We start from the raw sequence: 17,744 nt of genomic DNA on the forward strand, positions 1-17,744 counted from the left end.
CATAGTAGCGTAGTCCCGTATCAACGGTCTGGCGCAGGTTCTCAATCGCCTGCTCCACTGTTAATGAAGCTCCCTCGGCGTTGACTAGCTGCTGTGGCTCCTGTTCCATACCTCAGTGCGTCACCTCAGTGCGTCTCCAGCGCTGGCCAAGCTGACGTCGTCACTCAGCAACGACAAGCCGTTTTAAACACGGCTTATCTCGCCCATCCTGAGCGCTTTGTCCATCATCCGCCCACTCCACCCGTGGTGCCCAATGCCGTTTGGATCAATCCACCGATAGCAGCTCCTAACAGCCAGGCGGTTCCACACTAATTTGTTTTTAGTTTCTGTCTCATTTTTGTTGACACATTCCGCTTCCCCCATATTTATCATTGGGTGATTAACGCCGATGATGACCTGGAGAATCATTCTCGACACACCCAATTCATGGCCCAATTAGTGGATCTAGCCCGGCGGGCGCAGATCATGATTCAGTTGGTCTATTATCCGCCCTATCACAGCAAATATAATTTCTGTAGAGTGCACCTTTGGCTGGCTGGAGTAGTACTGGCGAGGCAGCCTGTTAGTTTCGGTGGAAACAGTCACCCGGTTCGCAGAATTCCTTACCTTTAAAGGCAAGCATCCAACGGTCAACCGGGTCACATAGACCTACAAGACTGGCATTAAACTGACCCAAAGCACTATGGTAGAACTCGAAACGAACCTGCAACAGTTGCCAGGGCTGAAAAGAGGTTCGGTGAAATTGTCCCTACTCTGGCTTAGTGGACGGATGATTTTTTCTTCGCAGCAATCTAAATTGACGGTTTTCACTCGAAACGAGCCCACTAGGAAAAGTGCTAAGAAGTCCAGCGGGGCTTTATGCCAGGGCAGATGGGGGTGCAGTGCAGCTTGAATTCAGGTATTCTTGTTCATAAAGGCGTGGATGCTAGGGGTGTGATAATTTCTAGCTCCTCTCTTCTTCCTTCATCTTGTCAAATTTCCTCTAGCTCTAGCTCTAGCTCTAGCTTTCTGCTCCCTCTGTTATTTCTTGTCCTAGTACCTTGACTCACGCCTTACCCGTCTATTGGAAACTATAAGGGCAGGCTGACATGAGTAACATGAGCCCTTAACAACGGCGGCTTAAGTTTACGCTCTACCCAGTTCGTGCTGGGTGACCGGGAGTTTTATAGACCTAAAAGGTAATTGAGGCTGATGGGAGTTGAGGATTTACATCCTACTGGGGTCAGGGTCTGAGAAACCTTCCGAAAAGTGAGCGGACTTAGAGTTGCTAAAGGCTAAGATCGTTGATTACGACAGGGTAAGCTCAGCAGTTCTATATCATTTACAACCTCCAAGGGCATTCTATCCCTATGTCGCAGCCCTCCTCCTCCTCGCCGTCTATGGCCGCTCTAGCCCAGCAACTACAGGCCTGCGAAGCTCGTTATCGTACTCTTTTTGATTATGTCCAGGTAGGCGTGGTGGTAGCTGATGCTGAGGGCTACCACCTCAATGCCAACGCCAGCGCTTGCGAGATGTTTGGCTATAGCCACGAGGAGTTTATTGGTCTCCACGCCTCAAATATTGTGGTGCAGAGCGAGGTCTCCCACATCGATTTAGCTCTGGGCGAAATTTACAATCGCAGCGATCACTACCGCGAGTGGCAGTTTCGCCGCAAAGACGGCACGGTGTTTGCGGCGGAAGTGATTGCTACCCTCATGCCCGATGGCACTGTGCTGGGAATGATTCGCGACTTGAACGATCGCCACCAAGCCCAGGCCTACCGCGATCGCATGGTGGCAATTGTTGAATCGACGTCCGATGCCATCATTAGCACTGACATCGACGGCATTGTCACGAGCTGGAATGCTGGGGCAGAGGGGATATACGGTTACACCGCCGCAGACATCATCGGTACCCCCGTGGTGCAGCTGTATCCAGCAGACAAGCTGCATGAGGCAACCCTGGTTTTGGATAAGATTCAGCGGGGTGAGCGCATTGAGCGATTAGAGACCCAGCAGCACACCAAAGCGGGGCAGTTGATTTGCGTATCCATTGCGGCATCACCGCTGAGGGACAGCCGAGGCAGCATTCTCGGGACTTCGGCCATTGTGCGAGATATTACTGCTTTGAAGGAGCGCGATCGCGAGATTGCCCGCATGTCTCGACTCTACGCCGCTCTCAGCCAAATCAACCAGGCTATTGTCTGGACTGCCGACCGCGACAAACTCTTCCAAAAGGTATGCCAGGCGTTGGTAGATGATGGCGGCTTCTGTATGGCGTGGATTGGGTGGCACCGTTCTGACACCGACGGGCTAAGACCTATGGCCGTCTATGGCGACGACGGTAACTTAATGGCTGGCGAGGATAATCACTACCCCACCTCTGATTTGTCGGTTAGCTTGGCTGTTATAGCCCTCCGATCGCATCAGCCCTACATCTGTAACGATGCTCTCAACGATCCAGCAACCAGCGCCTGGCACGGCGCGATGGCCCACGGCAAGTTTCGGGCGTCCGCCCACTTCCCGATTTGGCTGAACGAGGTGGTAGTGGGCGTTCTCAACGTCTATGCCGCGCAGCCCAATATTTTCCAAGACAAAGAGGTTGCCCTACTCACAGAGGCTGCTGGCGATCTCTCCTTCGCTATTAAGGCCTTTGCCCAAGACGAAGCCCGCCGTCAGGCCGAGCAGGCTCTGCGCGACGAAATGCACTTTGCCGATATGATGATTGAGAGCATGCCCGGCATTCTCTACTTCTACGACACCGAGGGACATTTTCTGCGCTGGAACCAAAACTTTGAGCGAGTGTCTGGCTACTCCGCCAACGAGATTGCCCACATGCACCCTCTCAACTTCTTTGCGGATGCCGATCGAGCAAGATTAGAGCAGCGCATTGGGCAAGTGTTTACCGACGGGGAGTCTTTCATTGAGGCCGACTTTGTCTCTAAAGACGGCACCACGACCCCCTATTTTTTTACTGGGCAGCGGGTTCAGTTTGAAAATACCTGGTGCCTGGTGGGGGTGGGTATTGATATATCAGAACGGCGGCGGGCCGAAGCGCAGCTGGCCGAGAGCGAGCGCAAGTATCGCGAACTGGTGGAGCACGCCAACAGCATTATTCTCCGCTGGAATGCCGAGGGATATATCACCTTTCTCAACGAGTATGGCCAGCGCTTTTTTGGTTATACCGCCGCAAAAATTATCGGCCGCCATGTAATGGATACCATTGTGCCTCCCACCGAAAGCGGCGGGCGTGACCTGCAACAGCTGATGGAGGATATCTGCGCCAACCCCAGCGCCTTTGAGCAGAACATCAACGAGAATGTTCGATGTGATGGCCAGCACGTCTGGGTCGCATGGACAAACCGCATTGAGCTAGATGCTGATGGCAACGTGGTTGAGATTCTCAGCATCGGCACCGACATGACTGCTCGTCTGCAAGCTGAGGCCGAGCGCGAGAAGCGTCACCGCGCTGAAGCCGCCGATCGCATCAAGTCAGCCTTTCTGGCCACCATGAGCCACGAGCTGCGCACACCGCTCAACTCTATCATTGGCTTTACCGGCATCATTTTGCAGGAGCTAGCCGGGCCGCTCAACGCCGAGCAGAGCAAACAGCTCGCCATGGTACGCACCAGCGCCCGCCACCTGCTGGCCCTGGTCAACGACGTGCTCGATATTTCAAAAATCGAAGCGGGGCAGCTAGAGGTGGCCCGTGAGCCCTTTGACCTGCAACAGGCGATCGCCAAGGTAGTGGCGATCGTACAGCCCCAAGCCGACACCAAAGCATTAGACCTGCGCGTTGAGGTGGCCTTTAACCTGGGCCAAGCCGTCACTGACCAGCGCCGATTTGAGCAGATTTTGCTTAACCTGCTAAGCAACGCCATTAAATTTACCGCTTGTGGCGAAGTTGTCCTCAACGCAGCATTAGTTGAAGACCATCCGTCAGCGGCTACCGGCTCTATGGCCCTGCGCCTGCAAATCTCTGATACTGGCATGGGCATTAAAGCCGAGGATCTGCCATCCTTGTTTCAACCCTTTCGGCAGATTGACTCGGGGCTAGCTCGCAACCATGAAGGCACAGGCCTGGGCTTAGCCATCTGCAGCCGCCTAATTAGCCTCATGGGGGGCGAGATTAAAGCCGAAAGCACCTGGGGTAAGGGCAGCACTTTTATTGTGATTCTGCCGCTGTAGACAATAAATGGACTATGAAAAAAACCATTCTGCTGATTGAAGACAACCCCCAAAACCGCTATCTGGTAAAGTTTTTGCTGGAGACGCGAGGGTACACCATTCTTCAGGCAGAAACCGGACCCCAAGGGCTGGAAATGGCCGCCGCCAAACACCCCGACCTGATCTTGCTCGATATTCAGCTGCCCGGCATGGATGGCCACGCCGTAGCCCAGGCCCTAAAGAGCGACCCGCAGCTCCAATCAATCCCCATTGTGGCCGTGACCTCCTACGCCATGATGGGCGATCGCGAAAAATGCCTCGCTGCTGGAGCCGAAGGCTACATTGAGAAGCCCATTGACCCTGAGTCGTTTGGGGAGGAGGTGGAGCGGTTTTTGCCTGTTGCCCAAGGGGATGTCTCCCAGGGAGATGTTGCCCCATGAGCCAAGTGATGATTGTTGACGACAACGCCGAAAATCTTTATCTGCTACGCATGCTGCTCCAGGGCCACGGCTACACCGTCGAAGAAGCCCGCCACGGAGCCGAAGCCCTCACCAAAGCTCGGCAACAGCCCCCTGTACTCATCGTCTCCGACCTGCTGATGCCGGTGATGGATGGCTACACTCTGCTGCGCCAGTGGAAGGCCGATGATCGGCTCAAGGCAATTCCCTTTATGGTCTACACCGCCACCTACACCGACGATAAAGATAAGCGCCTGGCCCTTGATCTGGGGGCCGATGCTTTTGTGGTCAAGCCCGCTGAACCCGAGGCTTTGATGACCCCAATTACGGCCCTGCTGGCTTCCTCAGGCCCGGATCAATTCTCGGTGCGCCTACCGCAGATCGAAGAAAATGCCCAGCTTAAGGATTATAGCGAGACCCTGTTTCGCAAGCTAGAGAACAAGATCGAGGGCCTACAGCAGACTAATCGACGGCTGGGGGCCGAAATTGCCGGACGCAAGCGTACTGAGGCCGCCCTGCGCGACAGCGAAGCTCGCTATCGCCAACTTTTTCAAGCTGTCACCGATCCACTGTTTGTCTACGATCGCGAAACCCTGGCCTATCTAGCCGTCAACGAGGCCGCTATCGCTGAGTACGGCTACAGCTACGACGAGTTTTTGGCCATGACCATTCGAGATGTGCGTCCCCCCGAGGATGTGCCCGCCCTACTAAAGATGCTGGCTCAGTCAAGCCCATCGCTGGAGCAGCGGGGCATTTGGCGACACCAGAAAAAAAACGGTGACATTATCAACGTTGAAATTTCCGCCTACAGGCTAACCTTTTCGGGCCGCCCCGCTTGCCTAGTGCAGGCTCGCAATGTGACCGAAAAGCAGCAGCTCGAAGAGCAATATCGCCAGGCCCAAAAGATGGAGGCGATCGGTCGCCTGGCCGGGGGCATTGCCCACGACTTTAACAACTTGGTCACGGTGATCAAGGGCTACAGCGAGCTTTTGCAGAGCCGCCTAGCTCCCAACGACCCCATAGGGGAGACATTAGGCGAAATTCACAAAGCGGGCGAACGGGCCGGTACGTTGACCCGCCAGCTGCTGGCCTTTAGCCGCCAGCAGGTGCTAGAGCCCCAGGTGTTTAACCTCAACACAGTAGTTAGCCATACCGAGGCCATGCTCCGCCGCCTAATTGGTGAAGATGTGATCTTGACCACCCACCTCAGCCCTACCCTGGGCCAAGTCAAGGCCGACCCCGGCCAGATCGAGCAGGTGTTGATGAACCTGGCAATTAACGCCCGCGATGCCATGCCCCAGGGCGGTACCCTCACCCTGGCCACCGAGACCGTGACTCTAGATGAGGCCTACTGCCGTACCGTAGCCGACCTGTCCCCTGGCGACTACGTGCGGCTGACGGCGCAGGATACCGGCTGCGGCATTGATGCGGCGACTCAGACCAAAATGTTTGAGCCATTTTTTACCACCAAGGCGGTGGGCAAAGGCACTGGCCTGGGACTGGCGACGGTGCACGGTATTGTGGCGCAATCAGATGGTTATATTACGGTAGAGAGCACTGTAGGCCAGGGCACAACCTTTAAAGTCTACCTACCGCTGGTTCTTGAGCCAATGCCCCAGGAGCGGGTGGTGGAGCAATCGCGCGCCCTCCCCTATGGCACTGAAACCGTCTTGGTGGTCGAAGACGAAGACGCCGTGCGCGCCCTCGAAATCACCATTTTGCAGCGCTGCGGCTATCGGGTGCTAGAAGCTGCTAACGGCAGCAAGGCCCTTCATCTGGCCGAGCAAGAGCAAGGCCCCATTCACCTGCTAATTTCCGATGTGGTTATGCCCCACTTGGGAGGCCGCGAACTGGCCGCACACCTGGCCCTGAGTCGCCCCGACTGCAAGGTGTTATTTCTCTCGGGCTATACCGCCGATGCCGTCATTCACCACGGAGTTTCAGAGGCTGGTACGGCCTTTTTGCAAAAGCCTTTTACACCATCGACCCTAGCCCAAAAGGTGCGGCAAGTACTAGACGCCCAGTTTTAAGGTTCTCACGAGTTTCGTTTCCAGTTGCTCTGGCTTGCGATGATGGGGGAGAGGGTTAGTTATCCCCCCCCGTGGGGGCATGCTGGGCTAGTAGCTCATATCTATGGAGAAGTATGGAAGGCGTCACATGATTGGACAACTAGTTAGCCAGATTCTTTGGGTTGGTAATCCCCCAGAGATGGCATCCTTGCCTGGCCTTACGGCCACCAAACTGGCAATAATTGCCCTAGATCATGTGCATGCAGCCCTAGTCTATATAGCTGCTGGCCACCCTGTAGATAGCGTGGTGCTCGATCTTACGGCCTTAGATACCGGAGGGCTAGATGCGCTCCAGGATCTCCAGGGTCAGGCTCCCGATTTACCAGTGATTGTGTTGGTCAGTCTGGCCCAGACCTCCCTGGGCCTACAGGCGGTGCGGGCTGGGGCTCAAGATTATTTGATTAAAGGGCAAACCCCGATCGCTGAAATCTGGAGGGCCGTGGGCTGCGCCCTTGAGCGCCACCGTAGGCAACAGACGATCGCCCCAACTCATTCTTCCGCGGGCGCTTTAGACACCCTAGCCCGGCAAGACCAGCGCTATCAAAAGATCTTTCAGGAGGTGCCGATTTCCCTGTGGGAAGAAGATTGGTCGGCGGTTATTGCCCTGGTGTGCGATCTCCAGCGCCAGGGGGTAACCGACTTTGCTACCTACATTGACCAGCATCCCGAGTTTGTCACCCTGGCCATGCAGGCGGTGCGCATTCTAGACGTCAACCAGGCCACCCTAGACATCTTCAAGGCGCAGACCAAAGCAGACATTCTCGGCTCCCTGGAAGCGGTGTTTTCGACCCTTGATACCCTGCCGGGGTTTAAGACAGAGTTGACAGCCTTTTGCCTCGGCAAACCGACGTTTCAGAACCAAATGTCCCTGCGCACCGTAACCGGGGAGCTGATACACGTCTGGGTAAAAATCACATTTCCTGACTTGCAGAACGGGTCTAGCCTGGTGCTAGTCAGCCTGCTCGATATTAGCGAAGAGGTGCAGCTAGAAGCCGAACGCCAACAGGCCGAGGCGCTCTTAACCACCCGCATTCGTCAGCAGGAGGCGGTGGCTCAGCTGGGGTTGGTGGCCACGGGGGCCGAGCAGGCAGGGCCGATTTTGCAGCAGGCCTCAGAGCAGGTGGCGGCGGTGCTAGGCATGGAGTTTTGCACCGTTTTAGAACTGACCGAGGGTGGCAGCCAGCTCCAGTTTGTGGCCGGAGTGGGCTGGCATTCTGAGAGCATAGTCCCCGTCACCGTAAAGCTCGATCAGGCCTCCCAAGAATGGTTGACGCTGCGATCGCCCGATCCCATATACGTCAATGATCTACGTCAGGAAACCCGCTTTAGTCCAAAGCCTCTGCTCATGGACTACGGCATTGTCGGCGGCATGAGCGTGGCTATCCGCGTGCAGGGCAGACCCTGGGGAGTGCTGGAAGTCTACTCTCGTCATTCCCAGCAGTTTTCACCAGACGATACCTATTTTGTGCAGTCGGTGGCGGCCTTGCTGGCCCTGGTGATTGAGCGGATAGCCAACCAGGCAGCGCTGGAAAAAAGCCACCACCAAATGCAAACTGCCCAGCGGATCGCCGCCCTGGGCAGCTGGGAGTACGACATCGTCAACGATCGCCTGCATTGGTCAGAGGCCTGTAAACAAGCAGCGGGGATTGCGCCCGAGCAGGCGATGCTAACCTGCGCAGACTTTTTGCAATACGTGCATCCCGACGACCTGGAAATGGTCATGCAGCAGTTTGAGCAAGCCATTGACCAACGCACCTGTCTAGACTACGAGCACCGCTGGATCTGTCCCGATAGCAATGTGTGTTATTTACACCAGCTGGGCGAGATTACCTACGACCCCAGCGGTACTCCCCTGCATATGTTTGGCACCCTGCAAAACGTCACCACCCAGGCCCATGCTGAGGCCGAACGTCGCCAGGCCGAAGCTAGATTGAACCAACAAGCCACCCTGCTGATCAACGCTGAACGCATCGGCCAGATGGGGAGCTGGGTTACGGATATACCCAAAAATCGATTGATTTGGTCAATAGGTACCTATCGACTTTTTGGTCTTCCCCCCGACCATCAAATTGAGAATTTTGAGCAGTTCTTGGAGCGGGTATTACCAGAAGATCGCCCCAAACTACTGGCTGATCAACGCCAGGCTGAGGCATCGAACGGCATTGTAGAGACAGAATACCGCATTTGTCGACCCAATGGAGAGATTCGCTGGCTGGCCGAACGGGGCAACGTGGAATACGACGCCGCTGGTCGCCCCATCCGGCGATCGGGCATGGTGATGGATGTGACAGATACAAAAGCTGCCGAGGCCATCCTGCGGGCCAGCGAAGAACGGTTTCGGCTGGTATCTAAAGCCACCAATGACGCCATTTGGGACTGGGACATTGTCGCCAATACCATCTGGCGTGGCGAGAGCTTCAAAACCCTGTTTGGCTACAGCGACGCCGACCTCAATGCCTCAGGTGAATGGTGGCACAGCCGTCTGCACCCGGAAGATGGCCCGCGAGTGCTGGCCTCAATACAGAAGGCCCTAGGGGAAAATGTCACTAGCTGGAAAGATGAATATCGCTTTCGCTGCCAAGATGGCAGCTATGCCTATGTCCTGAATCGCGGCTATATCATACGCAATGCCCAGGGGCAGGCAATCCGCATGATTGGCGGCATGCTCAACCTGACCGAGCAAAAGAACTTAGAGGCCCAATTGATGCAAAGCCAAAAAATGGAGGCGATTGGTCAGCTAACTGGCGGCATGGCTCACGACTTTAACAACCTTCTAACGGTAATTTTGGGCAACGCTGAGCTGTTGGTGGAAGAGCTAGGCCCTCAGCCCCAGCTGCAATCTTTGGCCGATATGATTGGCAATGCCGCTCAGCGGGGGGCTGACCTCACCCAGCGGCTGCTTTCCTTTGCCAGCCCCCAATCCCTCGCCCCCCAACCTGTAGATGTCAACCAGCTGATTGCCCATATGCACGGGCTGCTGCGCCGCACCCTAGGTGAGCAGATTGAGGTGCACTGTAGCTACAATGCCCACCTGTGGCCCACACTGGTGGATGCTACCCAGCTAGAGAGTGCCCTGCTCAATTTGTGCATCAACGCCCGCGATGCCATGGGCAGGGTAGGCTGCCTTACCCTAATTACGGACCAGGTTTCCATAGCCTCCCAGGGCGGCGATCGCCCGGGCAACCTAGCCCCCGGTGATTACATCATGATCGCCGTGTCAGATACCGGGGTAGGCATGGCGACCGATCTGCTGAGTCGAGCGTTTGAACCGTTTTTTACCACCAAGGACAAAGACAAGGGCACTGGGCTAGGGCTGAGCATGGTATACAGTTTTGTGTGCCAGTCTAACGGCCATGTCACCATTGACTCCGAGCCAGGGGCAGGCACCACCGTACGGCTCTATCTGCCCCGCTGCGGCGATCGCCAAACACCTTCCATAGAAGGCAATGCTGAACCCGCTGCGTTCATCTATGAGGGTAACTCAGAGCTGATCTTGCTGGTCGAAGACAACGCCCTAGTGCGAGACTACGCCCGGCAGCAGATCGAAAGTTTGGGCTACCGGGTCTTAGTCGCAGAAAACGGCCCGATAGCCTTAGAGATGCTGCAACAGCAACCTGAGATCGATCTGCTGTTTACCGACGTGCTCATGCCCGGCGACATGAATGGCCGAGAGCTGTCCGCTGCGGCCCACTTACTATTACCCCATCTTCGGGTGCTGTACACCTCTGGCTATACCGAGAACGCCTTGATCCACCAGGAGGGGCCAGAGGCCAACATAAAATTGCTGCCCAAACCCTACCAGCGGGCCGAGTTGGCCCACAAAATTCGTCAAGCCCTCACCGGAGGCTCAGCATGAAATATTTTTTCGCCGTACCGCTATGACCTACCTAGTTCCCATTCTCTCGCCTCGCTTGGCCAAAGGGTTCACCCTCGCTGGGCTGGCGATGGTGTTTGCCACTGATACCGTAACACCCCTAGGGTTTGGCCACGCTAGCCTGTACTCGCTGTTTGTGGCGGCAGCGGGCTGCTCTCGCAGCAATCGCTGGGTGGTGATGGTTACCCTTGCCAGTCTAGGCCTAACGGTGGCGGGCTTTTTTGTATCGCCATCCCCCGCGGTAAGCATCAACCTTCTCTACCTGATTGCCGCTCGGCTGATAGCAGCCCTGGCGATCGTTACAACCGGTGGCCTTACCCTGGCCATTTTGCGGTATATCAAACAGGTCAGCGACTCCCAGCGGGCGCTTAGCGACTCCTATGAGGCCCTCAGGTTGCAGCAGATTCTGCTGCAAATTGCTAGCGAGGTCGGTCACCTAGGCGGCTGGCTGGTGCCCCTCCAAGCTCCCACGGTGCGCTGGTCTGAGGAGGTATGCCGCATCCACGAGGTGGAGCCGGGGTTTACCCTCACTGTAGCCCAGAGCATTGAGTTCTACGCGCCGGAGTACCGCGATCGCATCGCCACTGCCTATACCGCCTGTGCTGAAACCGGCCTGCCCTTTAACGAAGAGCTGCAAATTATCACCGCCCGCCAGCGCCGGGTGTGGGTGCGCTGCATTGGTCAGCCCGTACGCAATGACCAGGGAGAAATTGTGGCGGTTCAAGGGGCCTTTCAAGACATCTCGGCCCAAAAGGAGGCCGAAGCATCCCTAGAGCGCAGTGAGCAGCGATTTCGCCAGCTGGCCGATGCCATGCCCCTCATTGTTTGGACCGCCGATCCCAATGGCATCGTTAACTATGCTAACCAAACCCTGCATAGCTACGCCGGTATCTCTAAAACCAACCTCTACCCTAGCCGCACCTGGCTGACGCTGCTGCATCCCGACGATCGCGCTCCCTGCCTAGCGATTTGGCATAGGGCGGTGCAGACAAACCGCCCCTACTGCTTTGAGCTTCGTCTGCGGCACCACGACGGTGACTACCGCTGGCACCTGGCCCAAGCCCTCCCCATCTGCGACGGCGCTGGCACTACGGTCAAGTGGTACGGTACCGCTACCGATATCCACAATCAAAAACAGCTTGAATTTGAGGCTCGCCAGATCGCCGATCGCTTCAACATTATCCTAGAAAGCATCACCGACGCCTTTTTTACCCTCGATCACGAGCTGCGCTTCACCTTCCTTAACCGCCGAGCCGAGCAACTATTACAGCGCCAACGGGACGAGCTGCTAGGTAACAGCTTGTGGGATGCGTTGCCAGAGACGGTGGGCACCATTTTTGAGAAACAGTATAAACAGGCTGTAAATGAGGGAATTGCGGTTGAATTTCGGGCCTTTTATCCGCCCTTTAACATCTGGCTAGATGTGCGGGCTTACCCCTCCAGCGAAGGCCTAACCGTATATTTCCAAGATATCACCGACAGCATTGCGCTAGAAGAACGTCTGCAACAGTTCCAGCGGCTAGAGTCAGTTGGACAACTCACTGGCGGCATTGCCCACGACTTTAACAACCTACTCACCGTAATTTTGGGCAACGCCGAGCTGCTCAGCGAAAGCCTCAAACCCAACCCCCATCTCCAGCCCCTGGCGGCAATGATTGGCAGTGCCGCCCAGCGCGGTGCCGAGCTGACTCAGCAACTATTGGCCTTTGCCCGTCGCCAGGCCCTTGACCCCGTGGCTGTGAATATCAACCAGCTAGTTACCGGTATGGATGGGCTGCTGCGCCGCACGCTGGGAGAGCATATAGAGATTGAAATCGCGTGCGGGGCTGATCTGTGGCCTGCCCTGGTAGACCCCGCCCAGATCGAAAGTGCCTTGCTTAACCTTTGCCTCAACGCCTGCGACGCCATGGTTCAGGAGGGGCGGCTGACAATTGAAACCGCCAATACTCACCTCAGCCAAGACTACGCCGACCAGCATATGGAGGTGATGTCGGGGCATTACGTCATGGTGGCGGTATCAGACACAGGGTTGGGCATTACATCTAAAAATTTAGAACGGGTGTTTGAACCCTTTTTTACCACTAAAGAAACCGGCAAGGGTACCGGACTGGGACTGAGCATGGTTCACGGGTTTGTTAAACAGTCGGGGGGCCACATTAAGATCTATTCTGAGCTGGGCCAGGGCACCACCATTAAAATGTACCTGCCTCGCTTTTGGGGTATCACCGAGCCACAGCCCGGCCAGGTAGATAGCGCCGTAGTGGGGGGATCAGAGCGAATTTTGCTGGTTGAAGACGAAGAGCTAGTGCGCCGCTATGCTTACGATCAGTTGCTGAATCTGGGCTATCAGGTACTGGTGGCCATTGATGGACCCACTGCCCTGGCCCTGGTGCGCCAGCGAGACGACATCGACCTGCTGTTTACCGATGTCGTCATGCCCGGCGGCATGAGCGGACGCGAGCTAGCTGACCTGGCCCGACAGCTCAGACCGGAGCTAAACGTGCTTTACACCTCAGGTTACGCCGAAAATGCCATCGTCCACCATGGCCGACTAGACGCCGGAATTCAGCTCTTGAGTAAGCCCTACGGCAGAGCCGAACTCTCCCAAAAAATTCGCGATGCGCTGGCCGCATCGCACTGTCCATGATTTGCACCCCCTTGCCTAAGCCCATTTCAGAGCAGATGCGGCTGCAGGTGCTGCGTTCGCACTACCTGCTCGATACCCCCGCCGAAGCTGCCTATGACAACCTGGTACAGCTGGCCGCCCACCTGTGCCAGGTTCCCATGGCCGCCCTCAACCTGATTGACGAGCATCGCCAGTGGTCTAAGGCCGCTGTGGGGCTAGAGCGGTTTGAAAGCCCCCGCGACATTTCCTTTTGCACCCATGTGGTCGAGGCCGACGCCACCCTAGTGGTGACCGACACTTATCAGGATGCTCGCTTTGCCAACAACCCCTTTGTGGTCGGCCCGCCCCACTTGCGCTTCTACGCGGGCCTGCCGCTGCGATCGGCCCTAGGCGTAACCCTAGGAACCCTGGCGGTGTTCGACCAAGTACCCCGCACCCTCACCGCCGAACAACTACACCTGCTAGAGGCTCTGGCCCAGCAGGTCATGGCCCTTCTAGATCTGCGGTTTGAGCGCATTCACCATCGCCTTACCGCCCAGCGCCTGGCCGCGGCCCAGCGGTTCAGTCAGATGAATACCTGGCATTTTTATATCGACGAGAACCGCTTGCTGTGGACCGAGGGTATTTACCGGCTGACCGGTCTGACCACCGACAGCTTTGACGAAACCCTGGAGGCCTTTGTGTTGCTAGTACACCCTGGTGATCGCGATGTGGTCACCGCTGCCCTGCACCAGGCGGTACAAGGCCAGCCCCTCGACCTAGAGCACCGGCTGGTGCGCCCCGACGGCGAAGTGCGCCAGGTACGGCTGCAGGGCCAGAGTTTTGTCGGCGACAGCGCCTTTCCCCCCATGTTGGTAGGCACCCTGCAAGACCTCACTGCCGATAAACTGACCCAGGCGCAGCAGCAAGCGCTGCGCTACGCCCAAGACACCCTTAGCTTTCACCTCAACAACTCCCCCCTGGCGGTGGTGGAGTGGAACTGGGCTTTACGGGTCAGTCACTGGTCGCCCCAGGCCGAAGCTTTATTTGGCTGGAGCGAAGCCGAGGTGCACGGGCGACACCCCGGCGACTGGCCTTTTGTCTATCCCGAGGACACCGCTGCCGTGGAGCAAGTGATGGCCCAGCTGCTCCACGGCAAGACCTGGCGTAACGTTAGCTGCAACCGCAACCTGACCCGCAGCGGTGCGGTGGTGCACTGCGAATGGTACAACTCAGCTCGGCTCGACGACGACGGCAACCTGGTCTCAATTTTTTCGCTGGTGCTTGATGTCACCGAGCGGGTACAGGCGGAGCAGGCGATCGCCGCCGGTCTGGCCCGCGAGCAGGCGGCGGGAGCCGCCCTGAGGTTGCGCACCGATGAGCTACAGCGGGTCAACCAGCAGCTGCAAGCGAGCCGCGCCCTGACCCGCATCGGCGGGCGGCTGGGTCGACTGGGCGGCTGGGCCGCCGACATTGGCCGCAACCAGCTGTACTGGTCAGAGGAAATCTTTCACATTCTAGAGTGGTCGGGCGACAATGCCCCATCCCTAGAAAACGCCCTCAATCTCTTCACTCCCGAGCACCGTCAGCGGGTGAGTGCCGCCCTTATGGCCTGCGCTCAGGAGGGCACCCCCTTTGACCTAGATGTCGAGCTATATACCGCTATCGGGCGGCGGTTTTGGGCCAGAGCCATGGGCGAAGCCGATCGCAACGCCGAGGGCGACATTGTGCGAGTAATTGGGGCGTTTCAAGACATCTCGGCACAGAAGCAGGCCGAGTCGGCCCTAGAGCGGTTTGCCACCCGCCTGCGCACCACCCTCGAAAGCATGACCGACGCTTTCTACCTGCTCGACGACCAGTGGCGCTTCACCTACCTCAATGCCGAGGCCGAGCGAGTGCTGCGGCGACCGCCGGGAGAGCTGATCGGTCGGGTAGTGTGGGAAGTATTTCCTGAGGCGCAAGAGTCTCAGGTCTACAGCGAATATCACCAGGCGGTGCGCGAAAATCAGTCGCGGCATTTTGAGACCTACTATGAGCCGCTGCACGAGTGGTTCGATATCAATGCCTACCCCTCGACCGAGGGTCTGGCGGTGTACTTTCGGGTGATTAGCGATCGCATTGCTCTCGAAGACCGGCTGCGCCAGGCCCAGCGTCTAGAGTCTTTGGGGCAGCTGACCGGCGGCATTGCCCACGACTTTAACAACCTTCTTACCGTGATCATGGGCAATGCCGAGCTGCTGACCGAAATCCTTGCCTCCGACTCGACTCTGCGACCCCTGGCCGAGATGGTCAACAGCGCCGCCCAGCGCGGGGCCGATCTTACCCAGCGGCTGCTGGCTTTTGCCCGCCGCCAGGCCCTCGACCCCAAGCCCATTGATGTCAACCAGCTGATCACCACCATGACCGACCTGTTGTGCCGCACCCTGGGCGAGCACATCGAAGTGGTGAGACTGCCCGCAGATGACCTGTGGCCCGCCCTGGTAGACACGGCCCAGCTGGAGAGCGCTCTGCTCAACCTCTGCCTCAACGCCCGTGATGCCATGACCCAGGGCGGCGAGCTAGTGATAGAAACCAGCAATGTCTACCTCGATCCAGACTACGTAGCTCAGCAGGTTGAGGCTCAGGCGGGACAGTACGTGCTGGTCACCGTTTCCGACAGCGGCGTAGGCATTGCCTCAGAGGATCTACCCCATGTGTTCGAGCCTTTTTTTACCACCAAAGATACTGGCAAGGGCACTGGGCTAGGGCTTAGCATGGTGCATGGCTTTGCTAAACAGTCTAATGGGCAAATTACGATTTATTCAGAAGTTGGGCAGGGTACGACGATCAGGCTGTATCTACCTAAGTATCTGGGAACCCAAGCAGGCTTTTCTGAGATTGTAGCTATGACAACGTCGGCAGGCGGTAAAGAGAGAATCCTTTTAGTCGAGGATGACGACCTAGTGCGCCACTATGCGCAAAACCAGCTAGAGCAGCTGGGGTATCGGGTGACGGTGGCCAGTAGCGGGCCAGCGGCATTGGAAATACTTCAGCAGCAGCCTGAGATCGACCTGCTGTTTACTGATGTGGTCATGCCTGGCGGCATGAGTGGTCGAGAGCTGGGTGATACCGCCCGGCGGCTGCGACCCGAGCTCAAAGTTCTCTACACCTCAGGTTATTCAGAGCAGGCGATCGTGCACCACGGGCGGCTTGCCCCAGGCATCACCCTACTGAGTAAGCCCTATCGGCGTGCCGATCTGGCCCAAAAAGTTCGCGATGTGCTGGATGAAAGCATCAGTGGGCAAACTTAAGCACGGGCAGGAGCATGAGGCAATGACAAATCTATACACCACGGTCGTGTGGGGAGCGCGGTAATGGAATGGGCGATCGCAGACTGTTGATTTTAGATGACGACCCCATGACCGGAGAAACCATTCAGCGGATTGCTGAATTTGCCGGTTTGGAAGTGCACTTTACACCCGATCCCGACCGATTTTTTAGTCTGCTCCACGACTGGCATCCCACCCACATTGCCCTCGACCTGGTCATGCCCACTATGGATGGCGTACAGGTAATGGCACGGCTGGCCGAGTTGTCGTGCCGGGCCAGAATTATTATTACCAGCGGCGTGGGTAGCCGGGTGCTCGATGCCGCCAGGCGATCGGCAGTCGAGCACGGCCTCGACATTGCCGGGGTGCTGGCCAAACCCTTCTCGCCTCCCCAGATGCGAGAGATGCTGCTAGGCCAAACCCTTACCACTGCGCCGCCGCCACTGGCTGTCACTGTCGCCCCAGTTGAGTCCCCAGAAATTACGCTGACTGACCTGCACCAGGCCCTAGATCGTCAGGAATTTGTGCTGGCTTACCAGCCCAAAGTGCTCTGCACCACGGGCGAACTGGCCGGGGTCGAGGCCTTGGTGCGGTGGGCTCACCCCACCTATGGTTTGCTGCCGCCAGGGCTATTTATTCCCCTCGCAGAGAGCTGCGATCTGATCGATCGCCTCACTGACCAAGTGATCAATCAGGCGCTGGCTTGGTTCGGGCCGCTTTGCGTTGGGGCCACTAATCTGTCGCCTGCCACCTGCGATCGTCTGATGCTGTCGGTAAATATCTCAGCCCGTACCCTGAGCAACAGCGCCCTGTTTGTGCGCGTGCAAGAGTGTTGTGAGACCCACCGGGTTGACCCCGCCCGGCTGATCTTTGAACTTACCGAAACCAGTGCTATGGATGACCCTGTGGCCTCCCTCGACCTGCTTACGCGGCTGCGGATGATTGGCTTTCATCTGTCGATCGACGACTTTGGTACTGGGTTTTCGTCGATGCTTCAGCTGGTGCGGCTACCCTTTTCCGAGATTAAGGTCGACAAGTCTTTTGTGATGACGGCGATGACCTCTTCGGAGTCGCGCACGGTAGTCAAATTTATCGTTGACCTGGGCCACAGCCTTGGTCTGCGCTGCACCGCCGAGGGGGTTGAAGATGCTGAAACCCTCAACTACCTAAACGATATTAGCTGCGATCTGGCACAGGGTTACCACATTGCTCGCCCCCTGGCGGGCGATGACTTTGGGTACTGGTTGGCATCTCGATCCAGCTAGATTGATTTCCACTACTACAT

General features: G+C 57.0%; 8 protein-coding genes. All 8 read left to right on the forward strand.

Translation table 11 applies throughout. From position 1 onward, the window contains the following. Nucleotides 1–333 precede the first annotated feature (333 nt). Nucleotides 334–612 (forward strand): ISAzo13-like element transposase-related protein, encoded by a 279-nt coding sequence (locus tag LEPTO7104_RS43920; protein WP_083887205.1) that lies wholly within the window; start codon nt 334–336, stop codon nt 610–612. 737 nt (nt 613–1,349) lie between these two features. Further along, entirely contained in the window at nt 1,350–4,166 is a 2,817-nt protein-coding gene (locus tag LEPTO7104_RS41975) for a PAS domain S-box protein (protein WP_225887118.1), read from the forward strand. 14 nt (nt 4,167–4,180) lie between these two features. Further along, nucleotides 4,181–4,585 carry a response regulator gene (locus LEPTO7104_RS0128910; protein ID WP_017302067.1) on the forward strand — a complete coding sequence of 135 codons (405 nt, stop codon included), beginning with the start codon at nt 4,181–4,183 and terminating at the stop codon, nt 4,583–4,585. Further along, nucleotides 4,582–6,633: a hybrid sensor histidine kinase/response regulator gene (locus tag LEPTO7104_RS35905; RefSeq protein WP_017302068.1), complete on the forward strand. Its 2,052-nt coding sequence runs from the start codon at nt 4,582–4,584 to the stop codon at nt 6,631–6,633. The genes LEPTO7104_RS0128910 and LEPTO7104_RS35905 overlap by 4 nt, the downstream gene beginning before the upstream one ends. A gap of 178 nt (nt 6,634–6,811) precedes the next feature. Continuing rightward, a complete protein-coding gene (locus tag LEPTO7104_RS37560; RefSeq protein WP_017302069.1) occupies nt 6,812–10,528 on the forward strand; it encodes a PAS domain-containing protein in 3,717 nt (1,238 codons plus the stop codon). A gap of 22 nt (nt 10,529–10,550) precedes the next feature. Then, on the forward strand, nt 10,551–13,193 hold the full coding sequence (locus LEPTO7104_RS35915; protein ID WP_017302070.1) for a PAS domain-containing protein: 2,643 nt from the start codon (nt 10,551–10,553) through the stop codon (nt 13,191–13,193). A gap of 11 nt (nt 13,194–13,204) precedes the next feature. Continuing rightward, nucleotides 13,205–16,441: a PAS domain S-box protein gene (locus LEPTO7104_RS37565; RefSeq protein ID WP_196358198.1), complete on the forward strand. Its 3,237-nt coding sequence runs from the start codon at nt 13,205–13,207 to the stop codon at nt 16,439–16,441. A gap of 68 nt (nt 16,442–16,509) precedes the next feature. After that, on the forward strand, nt 16,510–17,724 hold the full coding sequence (locus tag LEPTO7104_RS35925) for an EAL domain-containing response regulator (protein ID WP_017302072.1): 1,215 nt from the start codon (nt 16,510–16,512) through the stop codon (nt 17,722–17,724). The last annotated feature ends 20 nt before the right edge of the window (nt 17,725–17,744 follow it).

The sequence above is a fragment of the Nodosilinea nodulosa PCC 7104 genome (genome assembly GCF_000309385.1).
GTDB classification, from domain to species: domain Bacteria; phylum Cyanobacteriota; class Cyanobacteriia; order Phormidesmidales; family Phormidesmidaceae; genus Nodosilinea; species Nodosilinea nodulosa.